This is a genomic window from Pedobacter psychrodurus, from assembly GCF_004331735.1.
Taxonomy (GTDB): Bacteria; Bacteroidota; Bacteroidia; order Sphingobacteriales; family Sphingobacteriaceae; genus Pedobacter; species Pedobacter psychrodurus.
Window position 1 is genome coordinate 131,024 of record NZ_SJSO01000003.1, and the last position, 21,463, is coordinate 152,486.

The 21,463-nt window shown below is 39.7% G+C and carries 17 protein-coding genes and 1 pseudogene; 9 read left to right on the forward strand and 9 right to left on the reverse strand.

The window, feature by feature from the left end; genetic code table 11:
- Positions 1-197: 197 nt before the first annotated feature.
- The 6 genes from EZ456_RS04095 to EZ456_RS04120 all read left to right on the forward strand — a co-directional run bounded on the left by EZ456_RS04095 (position 198) and on the right by EZ456_RS04120 (position 10,622).
- Complete coding sequence (locus EZ456_RS04095) at positions 198-2,429, forward strand: tetratricopeptide repeat-containing sensor histidine kinase (RefSeq protein WP_131527568.1); 2,232 nt, start codon at positions 198-200, stop codon at positions 2,427-2,429.
- A 938-nt stretch (positions 2,430-3,367) separates the two neighbouring features.
- Positions 3,368-3,763, forward strand: coding sequence for a hypothetical protein (locus EZ456_RS04100; protein WP_131527570.1), 396 nt, complete (start codon positions 3,368-3,370; stop codon positions 3,761-3,763).
- Between the two features lie 30 nt (positions 3,764-3,793).
- Positions 3,794-4,600, forward strand: a complete 807-nt coding sequence (locus tag EZ456_RS04105) for a HipA family kinase (RefSeq protein WP_131527572.1) — start codon at positions 3,794-3,796, stop codon at positions 4,598-4,600.
- Complete coding sequence (locus EZ456_RS04110; protein ID WP_131527574.1) at positions 4,593-4,985, forward strand: DUF3037 domain-containing protein; 393 nt, start codon at positions 4,593-4,595, stop codon at positions 4,983-4,985. Before EZ456_RS04105 ends, EZ456_RS04110 begins: the two co-directional genes overlap by 8 nt.
- A gap of 310 nt (positions 4,986-5,295) precedes the next feature.
- Positions 5,296-7,023: a hypothetical protein gene (locus tag EZ456_RS04115; RefSeq protein WP_131527576.1), complete on the forward strand. Its 1,728-nt coding sequence runs from the start codon at positions 5,296-5,298 to the stop codon at positions 7,021-7,023.
- A 161-nt stretch (positions 7,024-7,184) separates the two neighbouring features.
- Positions 7,185-10,622, forward strand: a complete 3,438-nt coding sequence (locus tag EZ456_RS04120) for a hypothetical protein (protein ID WP_131527578.1) — start codon at positions 7,185-7,187, stop codon at positions 10,620-10,622.
- 462 nt (positions 10,623-11,084) lie between these two features.
- Here the strand turns inward: EZ456_RS04120 and EZ456_RS25485 are convergent, their stop codons facing one another.
- From EZ456_RS25485 to EZ456_RS04135, 4 genes and pseudogenes are all read right to left on the reverse strand, one after another.
- A complete protein-coding gene (locus tag EZ456_RS25485) occupies positions 11,085-11,252 on the reverse strand; it encodes a hypothetical protein (protein WP_225876472.1) in 168 nt (55 codons plus the stop codon).
- 20 nt (positions 11,253-11,272) lie between these two features.
- Positions 11,273-11,395: pseudogene (locus EZ456_RS25780) on the reverse strand (hypothetical protein); the annotation flags it as partial.
- An 8-nt stretch (positions 11,396-11,403) separates the two neighbouring features.
- Positions 11,404-11,622, reverse strand: a complete 219-nt coding sequence (locus EZ456_RS25625) for a S41 family peptidase (protein ID WP_131527580.1) — start codon at positions 11,620-11,622, stop codon at positions 11,404-11,406.
- A 389-nt stretch (positions 11,623-12,011) separates the two neighbouring features.
- On the reverse strand, positions 12,012-12,425 hold the full coding sequence (locus EZ456_RS04135; RefSeq protein WP_131527582.1) for a hypothetical protein: 414 nt from the start codon (positions 12,423-12,425) through the stop codon (positions 12,012-12,014).
- 138 nt (positions 12,426-12,563) lie between these two features.
- Between EZ456_RS04135 and EZ456_RS25260 the strand changes: the two genes are divergently transcribed.
- Positions 12,564-12,737: an AraC family transcriptional regulator gene (locus tag EZ456_RS25260; RefSeq protein WP_205945020.1), complete on the forward strand. Its 174-nt coding sequence runs from the start codon at positions 12,564-12,566 to the stop codon at positions 12,735-12,737.
- A gap of 385 nt (positions 12,738-13,122) precedes the next feature.
- On the opposite strand, the gene EZ456_RS04145 is transcribed toward EZ456_RS25260, so the two are convergent.
- Genes EZ456_RS04145 through EZ456_RS04155 form a run of 3 tightly spaced genes read right to left on the reverse strand, consistent with a single transcriptional unit; the run spans position 13,123 to position 16,666 of the window.
- Positions 13,123-13,875, reverse strand: coding sequence for a LytR/AlgR family response regulator transcription factor (locus tag EZ456_RS04145; protein WP_131527584.1), 753 nt, complete (start codon positions 13,873-13,875; stop codon positions 13,123-13,125).
- Positions 13,876-15,378, reverse strand: a complete 1,503-nt coding sequence (locus EZ456_RS04150) for a sensor histidine kinase (RefSeq protein ID WP_131527586.1) — start codon at positions 15,376-15,378, stop codon at positions 13,876-13,878. It lies immediately after the preceding gene.
- Between the two features lie 16 nt (positions 15,379-15,394).
- Entirely contained in the window at positions 15,395-16,666 is a 1,272-nt protein-coding gene (locus tag EZ456_RS04155) for a TlpA family protein disulfide reductase (RefSeq protein WP_131527588.1), read from the reverse strand.
- 519 nt (positions 16,667-17,185) lie between these two features.
- On the opposite strand from EZ456_RS04155, the gene EZ456_RS04160 reads away from it, so the two are divergent.
- Both EZ456_RS04160 and EZ456_RS04165 read left to right on the forward strand, forming a co-directional pair.
- The gene (locus EZ456_RS04160) at positions 17,186-17,650 is read left to right on the forward strand and encodes an Lrp/AsnC family transcriptional regulator (RefSeq protein WP_131527590.1); all 465 of its coding nucleotides are present in this window, start codon (positions 17,186-17,188) and stop codon (positions 17,648-17,650) included.
- 381 nt (positions 17,651-18,031) lie between these two features.
- Positions 18,032-18,949 carry a sigma-70 family RNA polymerase sigma factor gene (locus tag EZ456_RS04165; protein WP_131527592.1) on the forward strand — a complete coding sequence of 306 codons (918 nt, stop codon included), beginning with the start codon at positions 18,032-18,034 and terminating at the stop codon, positions 18,947-18,949.
- A 386-nt stretch (positions 18,950-19,335) separates the two neighbouring features.
- Here the strand turns inward: EZ456_RS04165 and EZ456_RS04170 are convergent, their stop codons facing one another.
- Together EZ456_RS04170 and EZ456_RS04175 are read right to left on the reverse strand one after the other, a co-directional pair.
- Positions 19,336-20,991 (reverse strand): protein-disulfide reductase DsbD family protein, encoded by a 1,656-nt coding sequence (locus EZ456_RS04170; RefSeq protein WP_131527594.1) that lies wholly within the window; start codon positions 20,989-20,991, stop codon positions 19,336-19,338.
- A 14-nt stretch (positions 20,992-21,005) separates the two neighbouring features.
- On the reverse strand, positions 21,006-21,455 hold the full coding sequence (locus tag EZ456_RS04175) for a protein-disulfide reductase DsbD domain-containing protein (protein ID WP_131527596.1): 450 nt from the start codon (positions 21,453-21,455) through the stop codon (positions 21,006-21,008).
- Between the last annotated feature and the right edge of the window lie 8 nt (positions 21,456-21,463).

Sequence of the window (21,463 nt, forward strand, 5' to 3'; positions counted from 1 at the left end):
CGGGATTAAAAAAGTCGGAAAACGAAGGCCGGTCACTGTAGCAGCAGGAGAAAAAATGGGGCAAGAATAATCTTTTCTGTGAAGCACCCTTTACAGTGAGTGGATGCCCAGTCTCATTTAGGGAAGGGGAATAACTATCCAATTAATTTTCTGTTATTTTGGGTAACCGGTCCGTTAGCAGTTTAATATTTAAAAGGATGAAGTCTCTTTTTCAATTTTTATATAGCATTAGCCTTGCCTTAATTGTTATTGGTATTGTAAATACTAAGGGATATGCTCAACAGAAGAAAATCGATTCGCTTGAAAGGGCGGTGCTCGGAAATCTTTCTAATAATGATCAAAAAGCAAAAGATCTTTTTTTTCTTGCTGCCAGCTTAATAAATTCTAATCCCAAAAGGAGTTTGGGTTATATTGATCAGATCCTATCTTTCGAAAGCAACATCAAAGGTTTTGCTATAGTTGCAAGTAGCTATAGGGTAAAAGGAATTATTTTAAATATGCTTGGAAGATTTCCAGAGGGAGTATCGGCATTAAGCACTGCATTGATTAAAGATAGGGCTGATAAAAATGCCTATGGAATGGCTGGTGATCTTTCCAGTTTAGCCACTATTTATCTTTATCAGTCTAATTTTCCGCAAGCTTTGAATTATTACCAACAAGCCACTAAAATACTGAGCCAGATCCCTGAAACCAATCCCGTAAATTACAGGGATAGAAAGCGGGATTTGGCTTCCATTTATGGCAATATAGGATTGGTTTATATGGAAACCAAGGATTATGTTAAAGCAATCAATCATTTTCAGAAAGCAATCGCATCTCATGAAAAACTGAATAATAAATTAGGTATCATACCCTCCCTGGGAAATATCGGATACGCATACAATAAGCAAAAAAACTTTGAAAAGGCTATTTTTTATTCAGATAAGGCCATGAAATTAGCGGATTCGATAGGTGATAAAGTAAGCTATGCCCGTGAAACTGGGAATTTGGCGGCTTATTTCAGTCAGAGTGGAAGATATGAGCAGGCCTTAAACTCCGGGCTAAAGGCCATCGCCCTAAACAAATCATTGGGAAATGCCAAAAGCATAGGTTTTAATATGCAGAATGTTGCAGAAGCTTACGCCAAAAAAGGAGACCTCGAACAAGCAAAATTTTACGGATTGGAAGCATTAAAAGTTGGACAGGATCTAAAAATACCTGAAATACAAAAAGATGCCAGTGAGGGATTAAGCAGATTATATGAAAAACTTAAATTGACTGATAGTGCACTTTTATATTATAAGCAATATGTGGTTTTTAAAGATAGCATTGATAACAGTAAAAAAAGAGATGAGATAGCCAGGTTGGGCATACAATATGAGTTTGATAAAAAGGAAGTAACCTATCAGCAGCAGCAGGTATTAGCCGATGAGCAGATGAAACAGCAGCGGTTACAACTGGCCTTAAACGCTGAACAGTTGAGTGCCAGTATGCGTTTAAGAAGTCTTCAACAAGCGCAGTTGCAGTTCGAAAAACTGGAAAAGGAAGAAAGACAGAAGCAATTGCTAATCTCTATCAATAACGGAAAGCTTCAGTCTGTTAAGGTAAAACAACTCTCTCAACAGCAGAAACTGAATAAATTGGAACTGAAACAGTTATGGCTTTATGCAATACTCGTTGTGCTGCTGTTAAGTTCTGTTTTATTGTTTTTATACAATAAGTACAGGATCAGGCAGTTACGGTTTAAAAATACACTGCAGCAGCAGCAGGCAGCCCAGCTTAATAGTGAATTGCGCTATCAGAACCAGTTGTCTGAAAGTGAGCTGAAAGCCATACGCTCACAAATGAATCCTCACTTCATTTTTAATGTGCTAAATTCTATCGAGTCTTATATTATGGATAATGATAAAAAGGTGGCTTCCAGATTGATCCAAAAGTTTGCAGCTTTAAGCCGTCTAATTCTGGAAAATTCAACCAAAAGCCTCGTTACCGCCGACCGGGAATGGAAGGCTATTAAGCTTTATACAGAATTGGAGGCGATGCGTTATGATAATGCTTTCAGTTATACCTTTAATATTAATGAGGACCTTGAACTAAAAGAGTTACTCTTGCCGCCAATGCTGATCCAACCCTTAATCGAAAATGCCATTTTACATGGGCTGATTGAGTCTCCACAGCCAGAAGCACATTTGGATGTAGACTTAAATCTAGAAACAGACCATATTTGTATAATCGTTACAGACAATGGAGTGGGTTATCGCAAAAAGACAAAACCACTGCTTCCGAAAGGTATAAAAGAAAAATCAATTGGACTCAAATCTATTTCGGAAAGGATAGATATGATTAATAAACAAAATCAAGCTTACAAAGCAACTTTCGACATCCATTTGGGCGATAATGAACACGGTACAATAGCAACAATTTGTTTGCCGATTATTAAGGCGGAATAAAATATTTTCACAACCATCATAATTATGAAGATCTGATAGCTTCCGATAATATCAGGTCATCTTCGATATTTCTGCTGAAACACCCGATCCCTTTAAGAAAGCAATGGTGGTTTAATTATTTATCATACAGATAAAATTTCCAATGGTTATAAATGATGCCTCGGAATAGGATATATATATAGTACATCTTCCCACACCAAACATCAAGGCCTGCGGTCAAATTTGTTTCTACCAATTCTGCTCAATTGTTTTATGATGTATTTCTTTAATGCCAGCTCTGTTTAACTGTGTCCGGTCGCTGCAATATATTCGGGATCAACCTGTATTGAGGTGTCGGCGGGCGAATTTTCTAAATAGGTTTTATCGACATCACCGAGGTATGCTTTCAGGTTTGCAATCCGATCAGTTATAGCTGCTTTCTTGCTAGATAGGCAATATCCTGGTTTATAGTTTCTTAGGTTAAAAGTGCTGGGTAGGTATCGCTGCTTATCCCTGTTATGGAAAAAAAGTAATTCAAGAAGCTGATATAGTTTTCAATACTTAAAGTTTCTGCCTCCTGGAATTGCAAAGACTAGCTGAGCACCTTTTTCTGGGAGATCTTTAAGCCGGAATATGGGACTGTTCTTTCATCCTCTTAATAAGATTTTAGATGCGAAAGAGTATTGACCAAAGTAATGAAGGACTCGATCGACTGCCCTCAAAGGTTTGACCTAGGCCATTTGATGGAAATGGCCAGGAATATGAATTTACTTTTTTGTCAATAACAATTGAATACTAATGTTCCGGCTTTAACTGAAAAATTTTAATGCTTACTGCTTTAAATACTTGGAGAGCCTTAACATATTGGTATATTAAAATATTGTTCACATAAAACGTTACGTTATTTAAAACTACAGAATAAGTCTTTTTTTTATTATATTGCAGTATACGCTTTCTATATGTTCAGATTACAAAAAATCCACGCTACCATTATTCCTAAAGGGATGGCTGTAAGACTTTCCATATTTCCATGTGTGAATGGATTTTGGATATTGGATGGGGAAGATTTCGCTAAACACGAAACACTTCCAGACCAGGTGATTAATTGTGATGACAGTTTTATCATTGAGGCAATTAACAAAGAAGATTTGAAAGAAGACTGCACAGCTAGAATTGATATTTATGACTCCAGCAAATGTCCGGAAATTCTGATCGGAAAACTAATACTCTCCATAACGGTAAAGTGGTCTACCTTTTATGATTGGTTTCCTGAATCCAATGATTACGTTACCCAAATGCAGGACTGTTATCATCCGCCAGCAACATTCCGCATTATAAAGGCGACCAGGTCGTGAAAGATAAATTTAGCCAGCTTATGATTTTTTATGTTAAAGGTTTATAAAGCTTTATCCTTCCAGGGGGTTGTCAAGGGGAGCAAAACCGCTCCGTGGCTGGTCCTTGTAAACGCAGATGGTGAGGTAAAACCGTATGTTATCAAGTTATTCGACCGCGAAAAACATTTTGAAGGCGATGCCCTAAGCCGAGAAGTGATGGGAAATGTGCTTGCGGGACAGTTTGGCCTAGACGTTCCCCATTGCGCTTTGATAGATATCAACGGTTCCTCATTCGAATCTTCAATTTTAAATGGTAAAGCACTTGAACGGTTTAACTCCCTGCAAATTAAGATTGCCTTCGGAACTGAATATTTATATCCGCATTTTTGTTTTTTTGACGGCATTCTGCATTCCAGGGCCGTTATGGACAACATCAAAATTCCTTCCCTTTTTGCATTCGATATCATGATCAGAAATACGGACCGGAGTTTCAAAAGACCAAATCTGTTGATACATTCTGGCTTAACTTATCTTATTGATTTCGAATCTAGCTTTCAATTTAGAAAAGATCCTTTAGGAGATGTGTTGATAAGGACTAAAACCCACACCTATTATTATATGCATGTGTTCCACAGGCTTTTGAAAGATTTGGATATTGATAAAAAGTCAATAGTTTTTGATGATTTTATAATGAAGCTCGGAGCCACCGAGTTTTCTTTCCTCAGTCCATATCTCAACCAACTGACAGGATTCGGTTTTGTTATCCAGGAATACCATCAGGCGGTTGATTACCTTGAAGCCATCAAGCAAAATAGATTTCGGTTTGATACAGCATTAAAATCATTGTTGGATGAATAATACTTTTGCATACATCATTTTACAGTATTGCCACTCTATCCTGACTAGGGAAGCCATCAATGTGGGCATACTGTTTAAGTTCTCCAATGAAAACGGGGTGAGGTTTTACCTGAAGGAAAAACATAAACTGGACCTGATTTACCAGGAATTTGATAAAACAGCTTTTGATTTAGCGTTAGGGAACATCTCTCAGGGCATCATCGACTATAATCAGGAAATAAAAGAATCCGAGGTAAAACTCGATCAGAACTTCACGGAAGTGATCAGAAACAAACTGAAATGGCAAGACTCGCTTTTACAGTTTTCGGACCCTTTTATCTCGGTTGCCATTGATAGCAATGAATCAACAATGTCCTGTTATATTAAGTTGCTGTTAAGTAATTAGTCCAGAAGCTTTGTTATTTTCTGCTTTTGCTCAAATAGTTGATTTTCAGCGTAACAACTTTGTCTCAGACGAAAAAAAGATGTCTGATTCGACCAATTTATTTGCTTATCAAAAAAAATCAATTCATCTTTATATTATGTAAGTTTATATTGCTTACGTGATCTAATTTGTTTTACAATCGTCTGTCTCGTTAAGTTTATGGAAGTGGAGTCCTGAAGCCACTTTTAAAAACGGGGCCAGCGCGGAGGCGGTAAAAGCGAAGGTGTAACCGAAAAGCCTTTAATCGAGTAGGAAACTTATCGCTTTATCTATGAGCATCACATCATCTAATCTCGGCTCTTCGGTTAATTTTACCGTTGCCACAACGCTTGAAGCCATCAATGCAACTATGTTTGAGTATCTATCCGGAACGGATTTGCCACTTATCAGCCTGTGTTGGACACAAAGTGGTGCCAACCAACCCTACGTACTGATTTCACTTGAGGATTTAATGAATCAAGCTGCCCCAGGCGGAACAAACGGAACAAATCCTTTTAATGTTCCTGGCTGGATAAGTGGGGATCCTGTAACAGCGGACATTACCAATATGCAGCAATCTCATTTTGTCTGCGGAATACAGATACAACTAGGTATCCCTCCAGGCATGGCCATGCCTGGCGCGCAAAACCCAAACAACTTACCTGTTTTGCCTCCTATACTGGCAATTAATTCGTCCAATACGAATACAGCAATATTTACTTTACTTTGCCAGCAGTTTCAAGTTGTGTATCCGACATGGGGCTTTCAAGGCTCTTATGCTTTCAACAATGAACACCAACCTGTACAAACGGTCTGGGCCATCATACTCAATGTGCCTTTGAGCTCCATCACAGTCCCTCCAAATGGTAATAACGTCCCATCCAATGTTACCAACCAAATCAATGACTTTGGACCGGATATGTTTAGTATCCAGCAGTTATTCCTTGATTTTTCCAGTGCGGTTTTCACAACTGTACCAACCTTTACAAACAATTTTCCTGCTGGTGTTTCCAATCAGATCACGCCTGCTATGGTTCAGGAACTTTTTGAGAACGATATCAATCAGGGACTGTCTGTACTGGGATATACGATCACGCAGAACAATCCCAATCTGGAGCCATCCACGCTAACCGTAGGATCGCTGACATTGGTTTTCGATGAATATAATCCTGCAAGTGCATCCACAATGGGCCTGAGTACTTTGAATTATTTATGTAACCAGGGCACAACAGCTCCGCCGCAGAATTATTCGGGTATCAAGTGGAACTGGATAGACAGTGGTGGGGATGGGGCTCAATATGACGGTGCAGTAGCAATCAGTAATGATGTTTTTACGCCATATTTTGCCAGTCTGCTAGCGCCTTTTGTCCAGGCAAACTGTAATGTGCCGGTCATGGCACTCAATTACAGCGGCCTGGATATGTACTACAATTATTACCTTGTGCCCGGCACCGCTCCAGCCTACACGGTAGGGTCAGGAGGTAACATAATTAATTATTCGTTCAATAGTGGAATGGTTGAAGCTAGCTGTGGACATCACGGATTATTGACCTATTATGAGTTTAAATCATATATAACTTATACCATGGCCGTAACGGTAAGTGGGAATGAGCTCACTATCGTCCAGCAGCTGGTGGTTTTTGCTTCTGTTAAATATGAATCAAGTTTGACTGAGTGGAGTGGCAATTACATTGATACGACCTATACCGATGTTTACCAGCTGAATGCAGGGGAGGGTGGTGCGCTTGTTTTCAGCAGTCCCGCACAGACAGTTGCCGTCAACGGTCAACAGCCGCCAAGTAGCGGTGTAGCTAATTTCATGCTTGGCATAAAAAAAATGACCGACCTTATCAACGAACGGGTTCAATTTGCTTCTACAGAGATAACCGATGTGCCCGCAACCAGCATAGGGACTTTCGTTTTTCCGGGTGGACAGACTTTTAGCTTCGCTGATGCGCAGTTCTCCGACAGCAATGACCTCGTCGCTTACATCACCTACAATGATCCGTTAAACGCCTAACTCCAGAAAACGATTATTAGCTTTTCTTTTAATCTGGCATCAGGGATCTTTATTCCTGATGCCGGGCTATCACTTACCTGGTCACTTCGCGCTAAGCGGCAGTGTTTGCCTGGCCAGATGGGCCAAGGTAGGGAAATTTTTATACACCTATAAAACATATCATGAGCAATACAATAAATTATTCATCGGAAATGATGACCAACTATCTTCAGGCTTCAATTATGAGTCCTGATGCAACATTTGAGGTTTTACAGAACAGTCTGGGCAATGCCCTGCTGTTTTCCATCGGTACAGATGGTGTATTTTATGTGACCTATGAATCGCCAGCGGACAGCAGTGCACCTACTGGCTGGACCCGGCTAGACCTTAGCACCCCGGCGTTGACTGGGCAGTTTAGCGGGGGAATCTGTACGAAAATAAGCGTGGCCCAAAACCAACAGGTGGGGACCACAGATTATAGCACGATTGGGCTGGCAATGGTGGTGACAGTCAACGGTGAAGACAATCTTTTTTTGTGCACTGGCAATTCAGATTCGGACATGTCCTGGTTAAGTGCACCGGTGTGGGTCTACGCAGCATACGATTCACAATCGACACCGCCCAGCCCTTTTGTTATTGCGAACGTATTTATCAGCGAAACAGACCAAGGACAGTTTATCATAGCAGATCTGGATAACCAGGGTATTGTCGACAGGTTTTATATCGCTCAAAACAGTAGGACACAGTGGTGGAACAACAATTCACTGCCGATAGATCTGAATACAAATGATTATATGGGCTGTATTGGCCGTGCATCAGTAGGGGGAGCTGTTGATGGAATGTACACCGGGGGCTCAATAGATGGAACTCCACAGCTGATTTATTGCCCGGTCTATAATGCCTTCGGCGCAGCTCCGCCGAGTCCCTCTACCCTTTTTCTGCCTGGAAATCTGGTACCCCAGGCGATGGCAGCTTTCCGCAATGGAAGCAGTAATTGTACCTCTGACCTCCTGGTAACATCCGTTGCTGATGGCGAGGGGAGCCTCTATTATTTCGCCTATGATAACCAGTCGTCCAACGCTACAGGGGAGCTATTATTGCAGAACAGTCTTCTCATTAACGTTTCCTATCTCCAGGCCGCCATGACCGATAATATACTAACCGTATGGGGACTTAACGGCGCTGACGAGCTTTTTTATTTAACCTGCCCATATACCTTGGGACAGCCCGGCACCTGGTCAGAACAGACTCCGCTTCCCATAGCTACAAAAGTTAACCTTGTTTCGCCATACGTAAATCTCAGCAACGACGCAAACACCATATTTGCCGTAGCCGTAAATACCCTTTTTATACTGACAAGATCCATCGAGACCAGTTTGTGGACGACCACGCAGGTGATACTGCCCCCTCCATTGACTACCTCGCCCGCTTTAAGTTATAATTCTTATACGACCACAATACAGCTCTTAAACCAGTATAACCAGCCAATGGCAGGTTCCCCTTTAATGCTAAGTTCGGATACAAGGGCAACGTTTTATATTAATAACCTTTATTATGTGCTTGACACTACACCCGTACCTGTAAATACTGATGGCTCAGGAAATGTTACGATAATAGAGAGTACTACAGACCTGACAGGAACACTATTGTATGTCTCAGAAGATGCCAGCGCTGCTGTTTCTATTAACCCTATGGATACTGTGTTCAACAGTGTGGCCCAGCTTAACACAGTGACATCCTTGCAAAATGCTGTTGTTACGGATCAATACGGTAATACCACACCATTGGTACCTGCCGGTACCTCAACCGAAAACCTGCAGACGGTGGCATCATCAAACCAATCACTGGCCACTGCTTATAACAGCTTTTCATCACCGGAGTATACGCTGGCAGTATCACGCTTTAACAGATTCAATGCGCCGGTGCTGGTCGGTTTCGAGAGTGCGATCATGGTTGATGCAGGCGACCTGTTCCGGATGCTGGACTCGGCGGTTGATTATGTGGTGCATGTTGTTCAGGATGCGGCCAGCGGGGTTTGGAATTTTATAGCGGAGATCGCAGGAGACATTTACCAGGCAATGCTCACCACTATTTATGCTGTCGCCGGGGCAGTGGAATGGGTATTTAAGCAGATTGAGGTAGCAATAGAAGATCTGATTGCTTTCCTTAGCTTTTTATTCAGCTGGGAGGATATTGTTACCACCCACAAGGTGATGAAAAATATTTTTATTCAATCTACCCAGCAGGCCATAGATAGTCTGGAAGGCTTCGGAACGGCTGTGCCCGTTATATTCACCGAGCTGATCAATATGATCAACGGATGGGCAGACATCCCGACCCTTAATCAGACGGCAGATAGCACTACGGCCGGCAACGCGCCACCAACGGCCCAGAATAGTAGTCCTTCCACTTTTATTTCATACCATTTTCAGGGAAACGTTTCCAGTGCCAGCACATCCTATAGCGCCCCTTCATATGGCCAGGAAATATTCCAGGACTTGTTAACGCTTTTAAAAAGTGAAGAAGGGACGCTGCAGGACGGTTTCGAAGCCATCTATACCCAGATCATTGAACCTTTTACCACGCTAACAGCAACAGAAATCATCCAGCGGTTTATAGCCATAGTTACTGATACTTTGCTTGAAGCAACTGAGGCCATTATCATAGCTATAATACAAGTGCTGGTCCAGATTACCAGCGGAATAATAGAGCTCATGACAGCGCCGATAAATTTTCCGGTGATTTCTGATATATACAAGTGGCTTACCGGTGATCAGCTTTCCTTCCTAGACGCGGTCTGTCTCGTAGCTGCCGTTCCTACCACGCTTTGTTATAAAATATCAAATGATGCCGCTACAGGTTCAAAAGCTGCACCTTTTCCAAATGGGGCAGCCTTGACAAACGCTTTATTAAATGCCAACAGTTTCGCTGAGGTTCAAAATGCATTTTACAGTACCGCTCCATCAAGCAGTCAGATTGGAACTGAAATACTTGCCGCTGATGCGTCTCCTGTACTGAACGAATCGGCAATGAAGGTGTTTGGTTTCGTAACGGACTTTTTTGCCTTGGGCGGCTGTATTGTCTGCGGCATTACTTCATCCCTGCTGAAAGGGCTCTCGGCTATAAAGTTGCCGCAACCGAAGTTCCTGCTGACCATAAATGCGATCGGGAATGTCGCCTATGTATCACCGAACCTACCTGCCTGGATCAATATAAAAACTGATGATGCCTCTACTGATCTGAATAACGGTCTGACCGCTATTTCCATAATTAAAGGTTTTTCGAACATATTCTTTTCAAGCTATGAGACCTATTCAAAATTGTCCTCAGCTATGGAAACGATAATAAACTTTGTATGGAACGAGCCGGTGATCGCAACGATCATAGAAAACGCAGATAATGTTGATACCACTTATAAATCATTGATACCTGCCTCGATGGGAAATTTTGCGTTTAATTTTGGAGGAATGTTGGAGCTGCCTATAGCTTTCGCTGAAAGTAAGCCGATAGCATGGGGCGTACTCGTTACCGCACAGGACGGTTTGATGCTTACCTACGGTCTCTGCATGCCAATAGCCGGAGGTATTTATGCATTTAAGCCAGGTCAAACGGTTAACTAAAACTTAGTAGTTTTTTCAATAGTTTAGCGGTTATTTAAACAAGTGGGACCTATATGATGGTTCCACTTGTTTGTCGATCTTTATCTTACTTACCCCCGATGTTGTTGCCGCTTTTTTCTTAGTGTTGATACGAAATATTCTTGCTGATAATGTCTATAGGTGTAGAAGAATACAAATTAAGTGCATTAGGGATTTACAAGTATTCGCTAAGCGAACTTTATAGACCTTGTGAATTAAGTTTTGAATATATCAAAGCTGATTACCAACCACTCTTCGCTTTTTATGAAATGGAATATAATGCTACCGAAAGTCATATCGAGCTGGGAGTAAAGTCATATCTGAACTTATTAGTAAGTATGAGGAACTACTGATGGAAGCGATTCTTAATAATAACTGGATCTAGGTCAGTAAGCATGCGAAACTCTACTCTTGAAGCTGATTCTGAACAGGGTTGCTCAGTTTTTATTTATTGCTTTGTAGAAAATCAATTACAATTTTAAGTACAAAATCTTGACCCATTTCAACATCTTTACGTATGTTTATTGCAACAACATCAACAGAAACACCAACAGATTCATGACAGATTTTATCTCTGGATAAACATTTTTCATTTGATAGGAATATTCCCATCCATTAGGAAGTTTTTCTCCCATCATACTTGAAAACACACCTCCGGTGTTTTCGCTTAAAATTGTTACATCTTTAAGTCCTTTCAGGCCCATTGCAAAATGGTCTGCAACAGATATACTGGCGCCGCTGGTTAATAAAACGATCTTTGTTTTTACATTATTTTTTTATTTAGGATGTAAAAGTATTCTTGCAAAGGAGTAAAATCATTTGCTCCAGATCCGATTTTCTTTTGTCCATATGAAGCGACTAATTTTTCAGATAGAAGTCTGCTCATCACTGTATTAACAAACTCAGGTGAACCACCCCCATTAATACGGATATCTATAATGATTGCTTTTCTATCATTCAGCCCAGCAATCATATCATCCAATTGTGCTTGAAATTTCTTCTAAGGCAACCCCCAAAAGCCGTTTAATTGCAAATAGCAATAAATATCGTCGTAGGAATAATAGCCAATTTGAAGTTGCTTGCTATTGAACTTCTTGAAGTTTTTAAAGCCCAGCTGATTCAATGTTTAAATAGTTGCCTCTCTTAAAGCAATTATGGGTGATTTATCCGGAAATCTTTCATAAAAATTAGAGTATTTCGCACTTGCTAAGGGTCGTTTTTAAGTATCCCATTGTTAGTCTTATAATGCAATGTTCTTATTGGGTAAGGTAAAAAAAGATTTAGCAATACTAGGGTAATGTTAATTTTATTAGGAACATCAGTATGTTAGGTACTTTTTGTAGTCGCTTTTTCTTTGAAAAGTAAACATCCCTATTTAGTCATTCCCATCTGATCGACTTGTTGTAATTCGCCTTTTGCAAGCGTAAAGGTTAGTTCTTTCCAACCGGTGCCTTTAAGCCCTTTTAATATTATTCCATCCTCTGTTTTGGCTATTGTAAACAGAAAGTCTGCTAATTTTGGATCATAGCCTGTAGATTTATCAATCTCTGTCATGCCGTATTCATCCACAGCCTGAAGTCGGTAATTGTTTATTGTAAATCTTAATTTGGTCCAAGCACTTCCTTTTAAACCATTAATTTCTAAGCCATCATCGGTATTTTTGATAGTCATCTTAAATTCTTGTAACTTAGATGAACCCTGGTTGAATGATGATGTTGCTAACAAAAGCATTAAAGCTATTGAGGATTGCACAACTATGCTGATTGATCTGGATCTGGTTTTCATTTGGACTATATTTAGTTAGTTGAATATACAGAAAGTTAATTAAACAAGCAACCTACGATTAAAATGCTCACCTTCTGCGAACTGACGAAATGTATCAGAATCAGTAGTTGCAGTGCAACAAGATTCGATTCCGGAGATATGATAACTGATTTAAATCAACAGTATTACAACCTAATTTATGTTGGAACCACTCAAAAAATATACCAGGCTAAACCGGTTGAGGTATGTAGGGAGGTAGGTTTTGAAAATCTATCACATTTCTCTGTTGCATTCCAGAAGCAGTTTGATTATGCACCAAAAGAAATTTTATAAAACTCCTCAAAATGCCAAAAAGAAGTTTTTGGAGCAGTTTTTAAGTGATGCATAAATCAGATATTCCCTATTTGTAAATATAAATAACCCAAAGTCAATGTCTTAATTGATTGTTGGTTTGATGGTCAGAAACAAATCTGCAGGTATTCGTAATTGGGAAACCCGGATTCACCCTCTTCTGGAAAGGTATAAAATTAAAATCTTTATAGTAGAAATTCTGGGTTGTTATGTTCTGTTTCTGCAGATCTGCATCTGGACCTGCAAGGTTTGCTGACCCTGCTTGCTGTTAGGATTACCATAGAAACTGGAGTACTGCCTGAATCTCCGGATTTTCAAAATACTTTTGCTGACTGGAGTTTAATCCAATATAACTGTAATATCAGCACTATAAGTTTAGCATGGCTTTTATATAGGTTTTTCTTTGTCTTGAAATAGGGATTTTCTGATCTGTGTGGCTCAAAATTAGGTATCCAGAATCCTCGTAAAGTATGCTGGTTACATAGGCCCTGTTCACGAGATGGGATTGATGGCAACGGATAAATCCATAGGGGCTCAGCATTTCCTCATATTCATACAGTGGCTTTGATATGAGGTATTGTTTGCCGTCAGAAAGAAAAAAGGTCGTATAATTATTTGAGGAAACACATCTCATAATATCTTTTACGGGGACAAGATAGGTTTCTTTTAGGGTCGCCAATGCTATCTTTTCTTTTCCGCTGATTTGCTCCTTATCCAATATATTCAGCAGGTTATTGAGCCTTACGTTCTGTTTCCTGGCCTTCACTGATCTGATGATCTTATCAACAGTTATTTTAAGTTCGGCAATATTGATCGGTTTCAATAGGTAATCAAGTGCTGAAAACTTGACCGCCATAATGCCGTATGCGTTGTAAGCGGTTACAAAGACAACATCAAAATCAGGTCTGTTTAAGGATCTTAAAAGGTCAAAACCATTTTTGACAGGCATTTCGATGTCCAGAAATACAACATCAGGGTTAAGATTAAAAATGTGTATTTCCGCCTCATCTGCACTTTGTGCAGTAGCTACCACATCAATTTCTTTGCAGTGGCGATTAAGCAGGGCCTTTAGGTTATCGATATTGATCACCTCATCATCAACAATTAATGCACTTATCATTTATATATCAATCCAGTTATCAAAAGTTAAAACGGCCTGTGTACCAGGCTGCTTGTTGAATTTAAGCGTTAAATGTTGTTCATTGTTTAGCTTATTAATCGCGCGGATGCGTTCTTCTGTTATCGAAAGTCCGTACCCTGAAACAGAAATATTATCCAGCCATATCCCATTGTCTTCTATAATGACAGCAAAAGAGTTATCCTGATTTCCTTTTTTACAAGAAACAAGTAGCTTACCTTTTTCGCCGAGATTTGAAATGCCATGTTTAACTGCATTCTCTATGAGTGGCTGTATGATTAGGGTCGGTATTTCAATTTCAGAGGTATTGATCTCAGCATCAATTTCGATATCCCATATAAAATTAAAACGCAAAGCTTCCAGTCGGATATATATCCGCATCATTTCCAGTTCCTGATCTAAGCGATTATAAACATTTTGGCTTTTTGCCAAAGTTTCTCTCAATAATAAGCTAAATTCTTGGAGATAATGATTGGCGTCATCTATACGGTAGGTGTTGATCAGTCCCTGTATAGAGCTCAATGCGTTGAAAGTAAAGTGTGGATTGAGCAATGACTGTAGCCTGATTGCAGCTTCTTCCATTTTTTGCTGCTTCTTTTCTGATCTAATCACCTTGTTCTTCAGACCTCTGGCAACTAACAGGAAAGCAACTATCAGTATGAAGATTGCCAATATCACATAGGTAGATACAGACCTGTACAAATGGTGGCTAACTTTTATGGAAATTATACTGGAAAGTTCTGTTTGAACAGCATAGTTCACCCTTAGTTCATAGGCAGTGTTTGCCTCTAGTTTTAAATCATCAATGTCACCTTGAAGGATTCCGCTAACCGATTTTCTAGTGCTCAAGTTGATGAACCGGTAAGCAACATCAAGATTTTTGAAATCATTTCTGACTGGGGCATTGATGCCGGTCTTTTCTGTGGGGGACAGGCTTAATTCACCATATTGGGCGCTTTGCGAAGAGGTATGGAAAAGTATTCTTTGACCGTTTACAAATTTATAGAAATTGATTTTAGGGATGAGTTTCGGCCTTTTAATGACGTACCTGTAGACCTGTCGACCGCTTTTCTCCTCCAGGATATCAATAAAGAATTCTGAACCCGGTAATAGGTATAAGGAGACATCCGGATTTAATATGTTTTCTGCCTGCGTTTTTTGTTGCGTGTTTATCAACCCGCCGGAGCTAGAATTCTTAAAATTGGTTTTATAAACCAGGCCAGTGAAGTCATCAGGCCGTTTTATTCTTATGAATCCTCCAGAGGTGTAAACATAGCTAATCCCACCCTTCACATATTCATTGATCTGGCCGCTAGCTGTAACTGCTGTTTCAAAATGAAGATATTGTTTTTCCCTTGTTGATGAATCCTGCCCAAAAACAACTTGAATGCAGCTGAAAAACAGAAAGATTGGCCAGGAATATTTTTTGTGATTCATCGGCTTTGCCAGTATTTCTTCTTCGTCTGTAATCTGCAAATATAACATTTATTAATTTTCTCTTTTATTGTTTCTTGGCGATATAGATCATGGTCTCCAGTTCATTCATTAACTCGGTATCGCTTTCAAAGCCACCTGCCTTGAACCGTATTTTTCCTTTGGGATCGATAACCACTTTGAGTGGGATTGCGGTGACCTTATAAGCGGTGGAAACCGGGAACTGTATTGGCTGCTCACTTGAAGGGCTGTCTACTAAAGTATCTTTTGGAAAACCACTTTTTTCAATATAGGATTTTATTCTGGAAACCGCATCTTTACCCTGCTCCTGGGTGGCCACGAAAAGAAAAACTACTTCTGGATGAAGGCTGCTTATCTTTTTCATTGCAGGCATTGATGCAATACAAGGTGCACACCATGTGGCCCAGAAATCCAACACTACAACTTTTCCTATCATTCTGCTCAGGGATACTTTTTTTCCTTCCAAATTTAACAGAGTGAAGTCAGGGGCACTGGTATCGGTATGCATTTTTTTCAAAAGCTCCGTTTTGTAGCTAGGCGATATGTTTTTCTCGATAGAATCCAAAAAAACCGATGCTTTTTTATTTCCCATCTTCCTCACGGTCAGGGTTCTCAACAGTGCTTTCATCTCAAGGCTTGATTTTCCGATACTTGCCTGTTTGAGCAGTATCTGGTAAGCTTTTTCCTGCTGTCCCTGAGATACTAAAAGCGCTGTGTATACGTCTAATGAAGATTGTAGGACGTTTTGGGGATCTTTGTTTAGCAAAGCCTTTTCCGCATACAACAGTGCCTGTTTATCTTTTTTGTTTGCGCGAAGGATTTCTGCATAGACCTGATAATAGGGATACGCTGCCATCACCATAAATCTGTTCCAGTCCTCAATAGGAAAAGTGGCAGGTCTAGCAAGTGGTTGATCTTTATAGGATTCATAAAGATCGACTGTTTTTTTTGCCAACACCTCGGCGTAATTTAGGCGGGATCTGTCTTTCAGTAACCTTTCTGAAGCCATATTCAGGTAAGATGTCTGATTGAATTTATTTTTTATCAGGCCGATATATTTCTCAAACTCGGTATCGTTTGATTTCCTTAGATAAGATAGCGCAACCTCGCCTTTGAGCACGTCTATATTTTCTGCATTGTCAACAGTATCAAGTTTAAGGTCTCTGATGGCAGAATAAAGTGTTGCTACATTTTTCAGTGGATTCTGTTCTTCTGTAATCAGTTTCAACCTGTCCGAAAAGGAAGGTTTGACCTGTGCCTTTGCACCACAGGAAATACAGATGAAAATGGTCCACAATAGATTTTTAATAGTTTTCATGACTCTTTTTTTAAGGATGAGTAAAGCAGCGAATGATTGCGCTTTCAATTGTTATCGGGGTCAAAATTATGTAATAGCAAACGCAGTAAAAGTCCTACTGTGAATACTGGCTATATAGATGTGAATCCGGTTAAAGATAATGTCAGGTAAGTTGTCAAAAGATGAATATAGATGAGTCGCTAATATGGTGTCGAAAGAAGGAAAGGACATTCAAAATATGAATTGGTCAAAATAACCCTGAGTATAATCTGTTTATGATCTTGTAGTATCCAGGCTGCAGTTGGCATGAGATTAGAACAGGCTTTTGCAGGGAAGGTGCGAGACTATACCCACTTTGAAAACGGAACGAGCGGCCATTTTTCCTGAAATACCCACCTGAATGACTGTGTTCAAAAAACGAAATATGGAAGGAATTTCAGTTTGTTATTAATAGTTTTTGTTTTATGGTCGATTTTATTCAGCTTTGGGTTATTAGGTCGTAAAATGGGGCCAATAGTCTTTCTTTTTAAATCACTTATTATGTCTATAATTTTAGATAAAACCGACATCCAAATACTGCAGATCCTTCAAATAGATGCCGCATTAAGTATTGAAGTTATAAGTAATAGGGTCAATAAGTCTGCCGCGACTGTTCATGCGCGTATAAAAAGATTAAAAGAAAGTGGACATATCAAACGGATGGTCGCTATTCTTGATAGCCGACTTATAGAAAGGAATTATATCGCTTTTTCTCAGGTTTACCTCAAGTCACACACTAAGGAGTGCTTGAACGAATTTAAGGATGAGGTTGTTAAATTTGATGAAGTGATGGAATGTTTTCAGATGACAGGTGCTTTTGATTTTATCCTTCGGATTTCCACACAGAACATGGATCACTATAATATGTTTTACAATGAGAAATTGGCGACCTTATCGAATATAAGTACGATCCAGACTTCATTTGTGATGTGTGAAGTTAAAAGTGATACTGCTTATCCTCTTTAACTGCAGCGTAATAAGGAGCCTAAACTTTAAGTAAAGGAAGGATCAAAAGTCTTAGAAATAAAATGTATAATCTACACATCATAATATAACTTTCTTACTCAATATGAACAATTGAGCTTTTTCAGACGTGTACTTTTTACAATAAACCCCATGTTTCACAGCTCAAAAGAAATTAAATTTCGTGATTCCCTTAATCGGAATCTTGGTACAGAATATCAGAAAAGTCAATATGACCAGAAACAGTAAATTTCACTTTTTTTACTGCTCTGGATGTAAAATACGCTCAAAGCATTGAACTTTATAGCCATATAAATAACCAAATATCACTTTTTCAATGCAGAAAAAATACAATTTAGGTGTAGATCCATATACCTGGATTAAATGCAATTGGACAGAGAAACAGGGAATCAATCAACAATATTTCAAGTGTCGGATATGCGTGAGTTAAGGATTACCAATCAGATTACTTCCAGGAACCAGGATTCCCTGAACCGTTATCTTAACGAAATTGCCAAGTTCCCATTACTTGATATACAGGAAGAGATTAGGCTGGCCAAAATGGTAAAGGAAGGAGACAAGGAAGCAGAGCGAAAATTGATCAAAGCAAACCTGAGGTTTGTAGTTTCTTGTGCCAAAAAATATCAATGTTTGGGAGCATCACTAGCGGATCTTGTAAATGATGGGAACATGGGGCTGATGAGGGCCGCAAGTCTGTATGATGAATCTAAAGGGTTTAAGTTTATCTCTTACGCTGTGTGGTGGATCAGGCATAGTATGTTAACTGCGGTCAACGAACATATGCGTTCTATTAGAATTCCAATGAATCAGGTACATAACCTGAAAACCATTAAGGACGCCAGGGATAGGCTGGAAGCAAAGATTGAACGAACAGTAAGCCTTTCTGAAATCGCCGAAGAAACCGGGCTACAAGAGGATTTAATAATGGAAATCGAAAAATTGGCCTATGGTACAAAGCTATTAGATGACTTGCTCCTGGGAAAGAGTGATGCCGCGCACTCACTGATAGATTCAATTCCTTCAGTAGAGATCGATCCCACAGTGAGCTGGTATACTGAAGAATCGCTTGGGATTGAGCTTAAGCGAGTATTGAAAAAATTGACAGACCGGGAACAGTTTATTATTACACATTTTTATGGCCTGTTTGGGATTACAGAGATCGGGCTGAGTGAAATTGGATCACGCTTAAATATTACTGCTGAAAGGGTGCGGCAATTGTTACAGATAGCAATCGTTACACTGAAGCAAAATGGCGTCGAATCGCTCAGGGAATATGTTTAAATGCATAACTCTTATCTGTAATATGCCTTGTTAATTTTTTAAAACTAATTTCTTTTGTCATCCGTTTCATAAACTATATCATAAAATACGATAAACATTTTCGTTCAGCTATGACCTTGGAATGAATATTTCATTTGCAATACTTTATTGCTTTGCTTTTGCTTAAGCCTGTATCTTAGCATTGGGTTGATAAAACTTAACCAACACGAATTCCGAAAAACAATACCTTGATACGCTGACTAGAGAAGGCAAATGGAATTGCCTGCCCAAGATATTAATGATTGCTTTTTTAATAATAGTGGGCACGCCATCCGGCAATGCCCACTATTAGTTTAAAAAAAAATCGCAAAAATTGAACCAACAGGAGTTCTACGACCTGTTTTTCTTCATTGAGATGCTAAGGCTGTTACCCCACTCACCAGAAATTTTTTATAATCGGCTATTTCATAATCTGCACCCTGTGGCTGTGCCAATAATGTTTCTGTTTTAGGATCGAGCAGTACATAAAACGGCTGCGAATTGGATTGAAATTTCCTGGCCTGGAGATCGCTCCATTTCTTACCAATGGTATTCAGTTTTCTTCCTTCGGGTGTAATAACAACATCTTCAGAAGCCAGTTCCGATTTATCATCTACATACAGTTGAATGAGCACATAATCCGTGCTGAGCATCTTATAAACATCCTGATCAGGCCAAACATTGGCTTCCATTTTTCTGCAGTTTACACAGGCGTGGCCAGTAAAATCGATCATTACAGGCTTATTCAGCTTTTTAGCTGCGGCTAAACCTTCATTGTAATCGAAATAGGCATTTAGTTTTAGCGGCGCATGAAATTTATCTGCATATTTATGTGGACCATCATTCGTAGCCGTTTGTTTTCCGGCTAAAAGCCCAGTAGTATAAAGATCGAAATCCTGGGTTTCCTGTGACGGAAGAAAGGCCGATACACTGCGTAAAGGTGCTCCCCACATACCCGTAATAAGATAAATAGTAAAAGCCAACACTATGGTAGCAAGGAAAAGTCTCGGTACAGAGATAGAGGCTAGTGGACTATCATGAGCGAATTTAAGTTTCCCTAAAAGATAAATCCCCATCATGCCGAAAATTACGATCCAAAGGCTCAAAAATATTTCCCGATCAAACCACTCCCAGTGATAGGCTAGATCTACATTGCTCAAGAACTTTAGTGCAAAGGCCAGCTCGAGAAATCCCAGCACCACCTTTACACTGTTTAACCAACCTCCGGATTTGGGAAGTTTGTTCATTGCAGAAGGAAATAACGCGAACAGCGCAAATGGAATGGCTAATGCTAAAGAGAAGCCAAACATTCCTATTGCAGGGCCCAATAAAGCACCGGTTGTTGCAGCTTGTACCAATAAAGTGCCGATAATTGGTCCGGTACAGGAGAAGGAAACCAAGGCCAAAGTTCCAGCCATGAAAAATAAACCTGCAATGCCACCTTTATCCGAATTGGCATCCATTTTATTTACCCACGAAGCGGGGAGGGTAATTTCAAAAGCCCCTAAAAATGATGCGGCAAAAACAACCAATAACAAAAAGAAAAAGAAATTAAAAATGCCGTTTGTGGATAAACTGTTCAAGGCATCGGCACCAAAAATTACGGTTACCAGAAGGCCGATTACCACATAAATGAGGATGATAAAAAAGCCATAAATTGCTGCACGCCGAAAAGCTTTTCCTTTTTCTGATCCTTTAGTAAAGAAACTTACCGTTAAGGGCAGCATCGGGAAGATGCAGGGCATTAACAAAGCAGCCATACCGCCAACAAAACCGGCAATAAAAATTCCCCATAAGGTTTTATGCTCTTCTTTTGGCTGTTCAATTGTTTTTTGATCGAATGCAGATACAGCTGTGTTTATTTTAGCAATTGTGTCGACAGTTTTAATTGTGCTATCGATTGTTTCTGGCTTAATTTCTGTAAAAGTGAGGTCGTCGGTACCGGTGCTATCCTGTGCATATCCATTTAAGGATATGGCACAAAATAATAGCAATCCGAGACAGATTTTCTTTAAGGATATCATATGTAGCGTTATACTTAGTTTACAGGGATACTAAAATCTACTTCTTCTGGTGGCAAACATTGCTTATCATCGCACACCATAAATTCTATGCTGCCTTTTACGGTTGCACTTTTGCTTTTAAGTTTCACCCTTTGCTGAAACACTACCGACTTTTCAAAATAACTTACATCCATTTTAAAGGTAGATTCATACTTCGTAATGGCTTTTGGTTCGGTTGTGGTGCCAACTAAGGTATAAGCGGCTGATGATGGGAAGGTAAAGGTTGTTTTAACCGGTCCGCCATCTTTAACAAATTGTGAATATAAATGCCAGCCCTGATCTACTGTTGCTTTAATAAATACTGTAGCGGTAGTAGGGCTTGTTTTTTTCGCTGCGTAACTCCAGGTTACCGGTTTTAAGATTTGGCTATATGCACTAAACCCGATCAGGCATACGACAGAAAGTAAAAGAATGATTGTTTTCATGTTGTGGT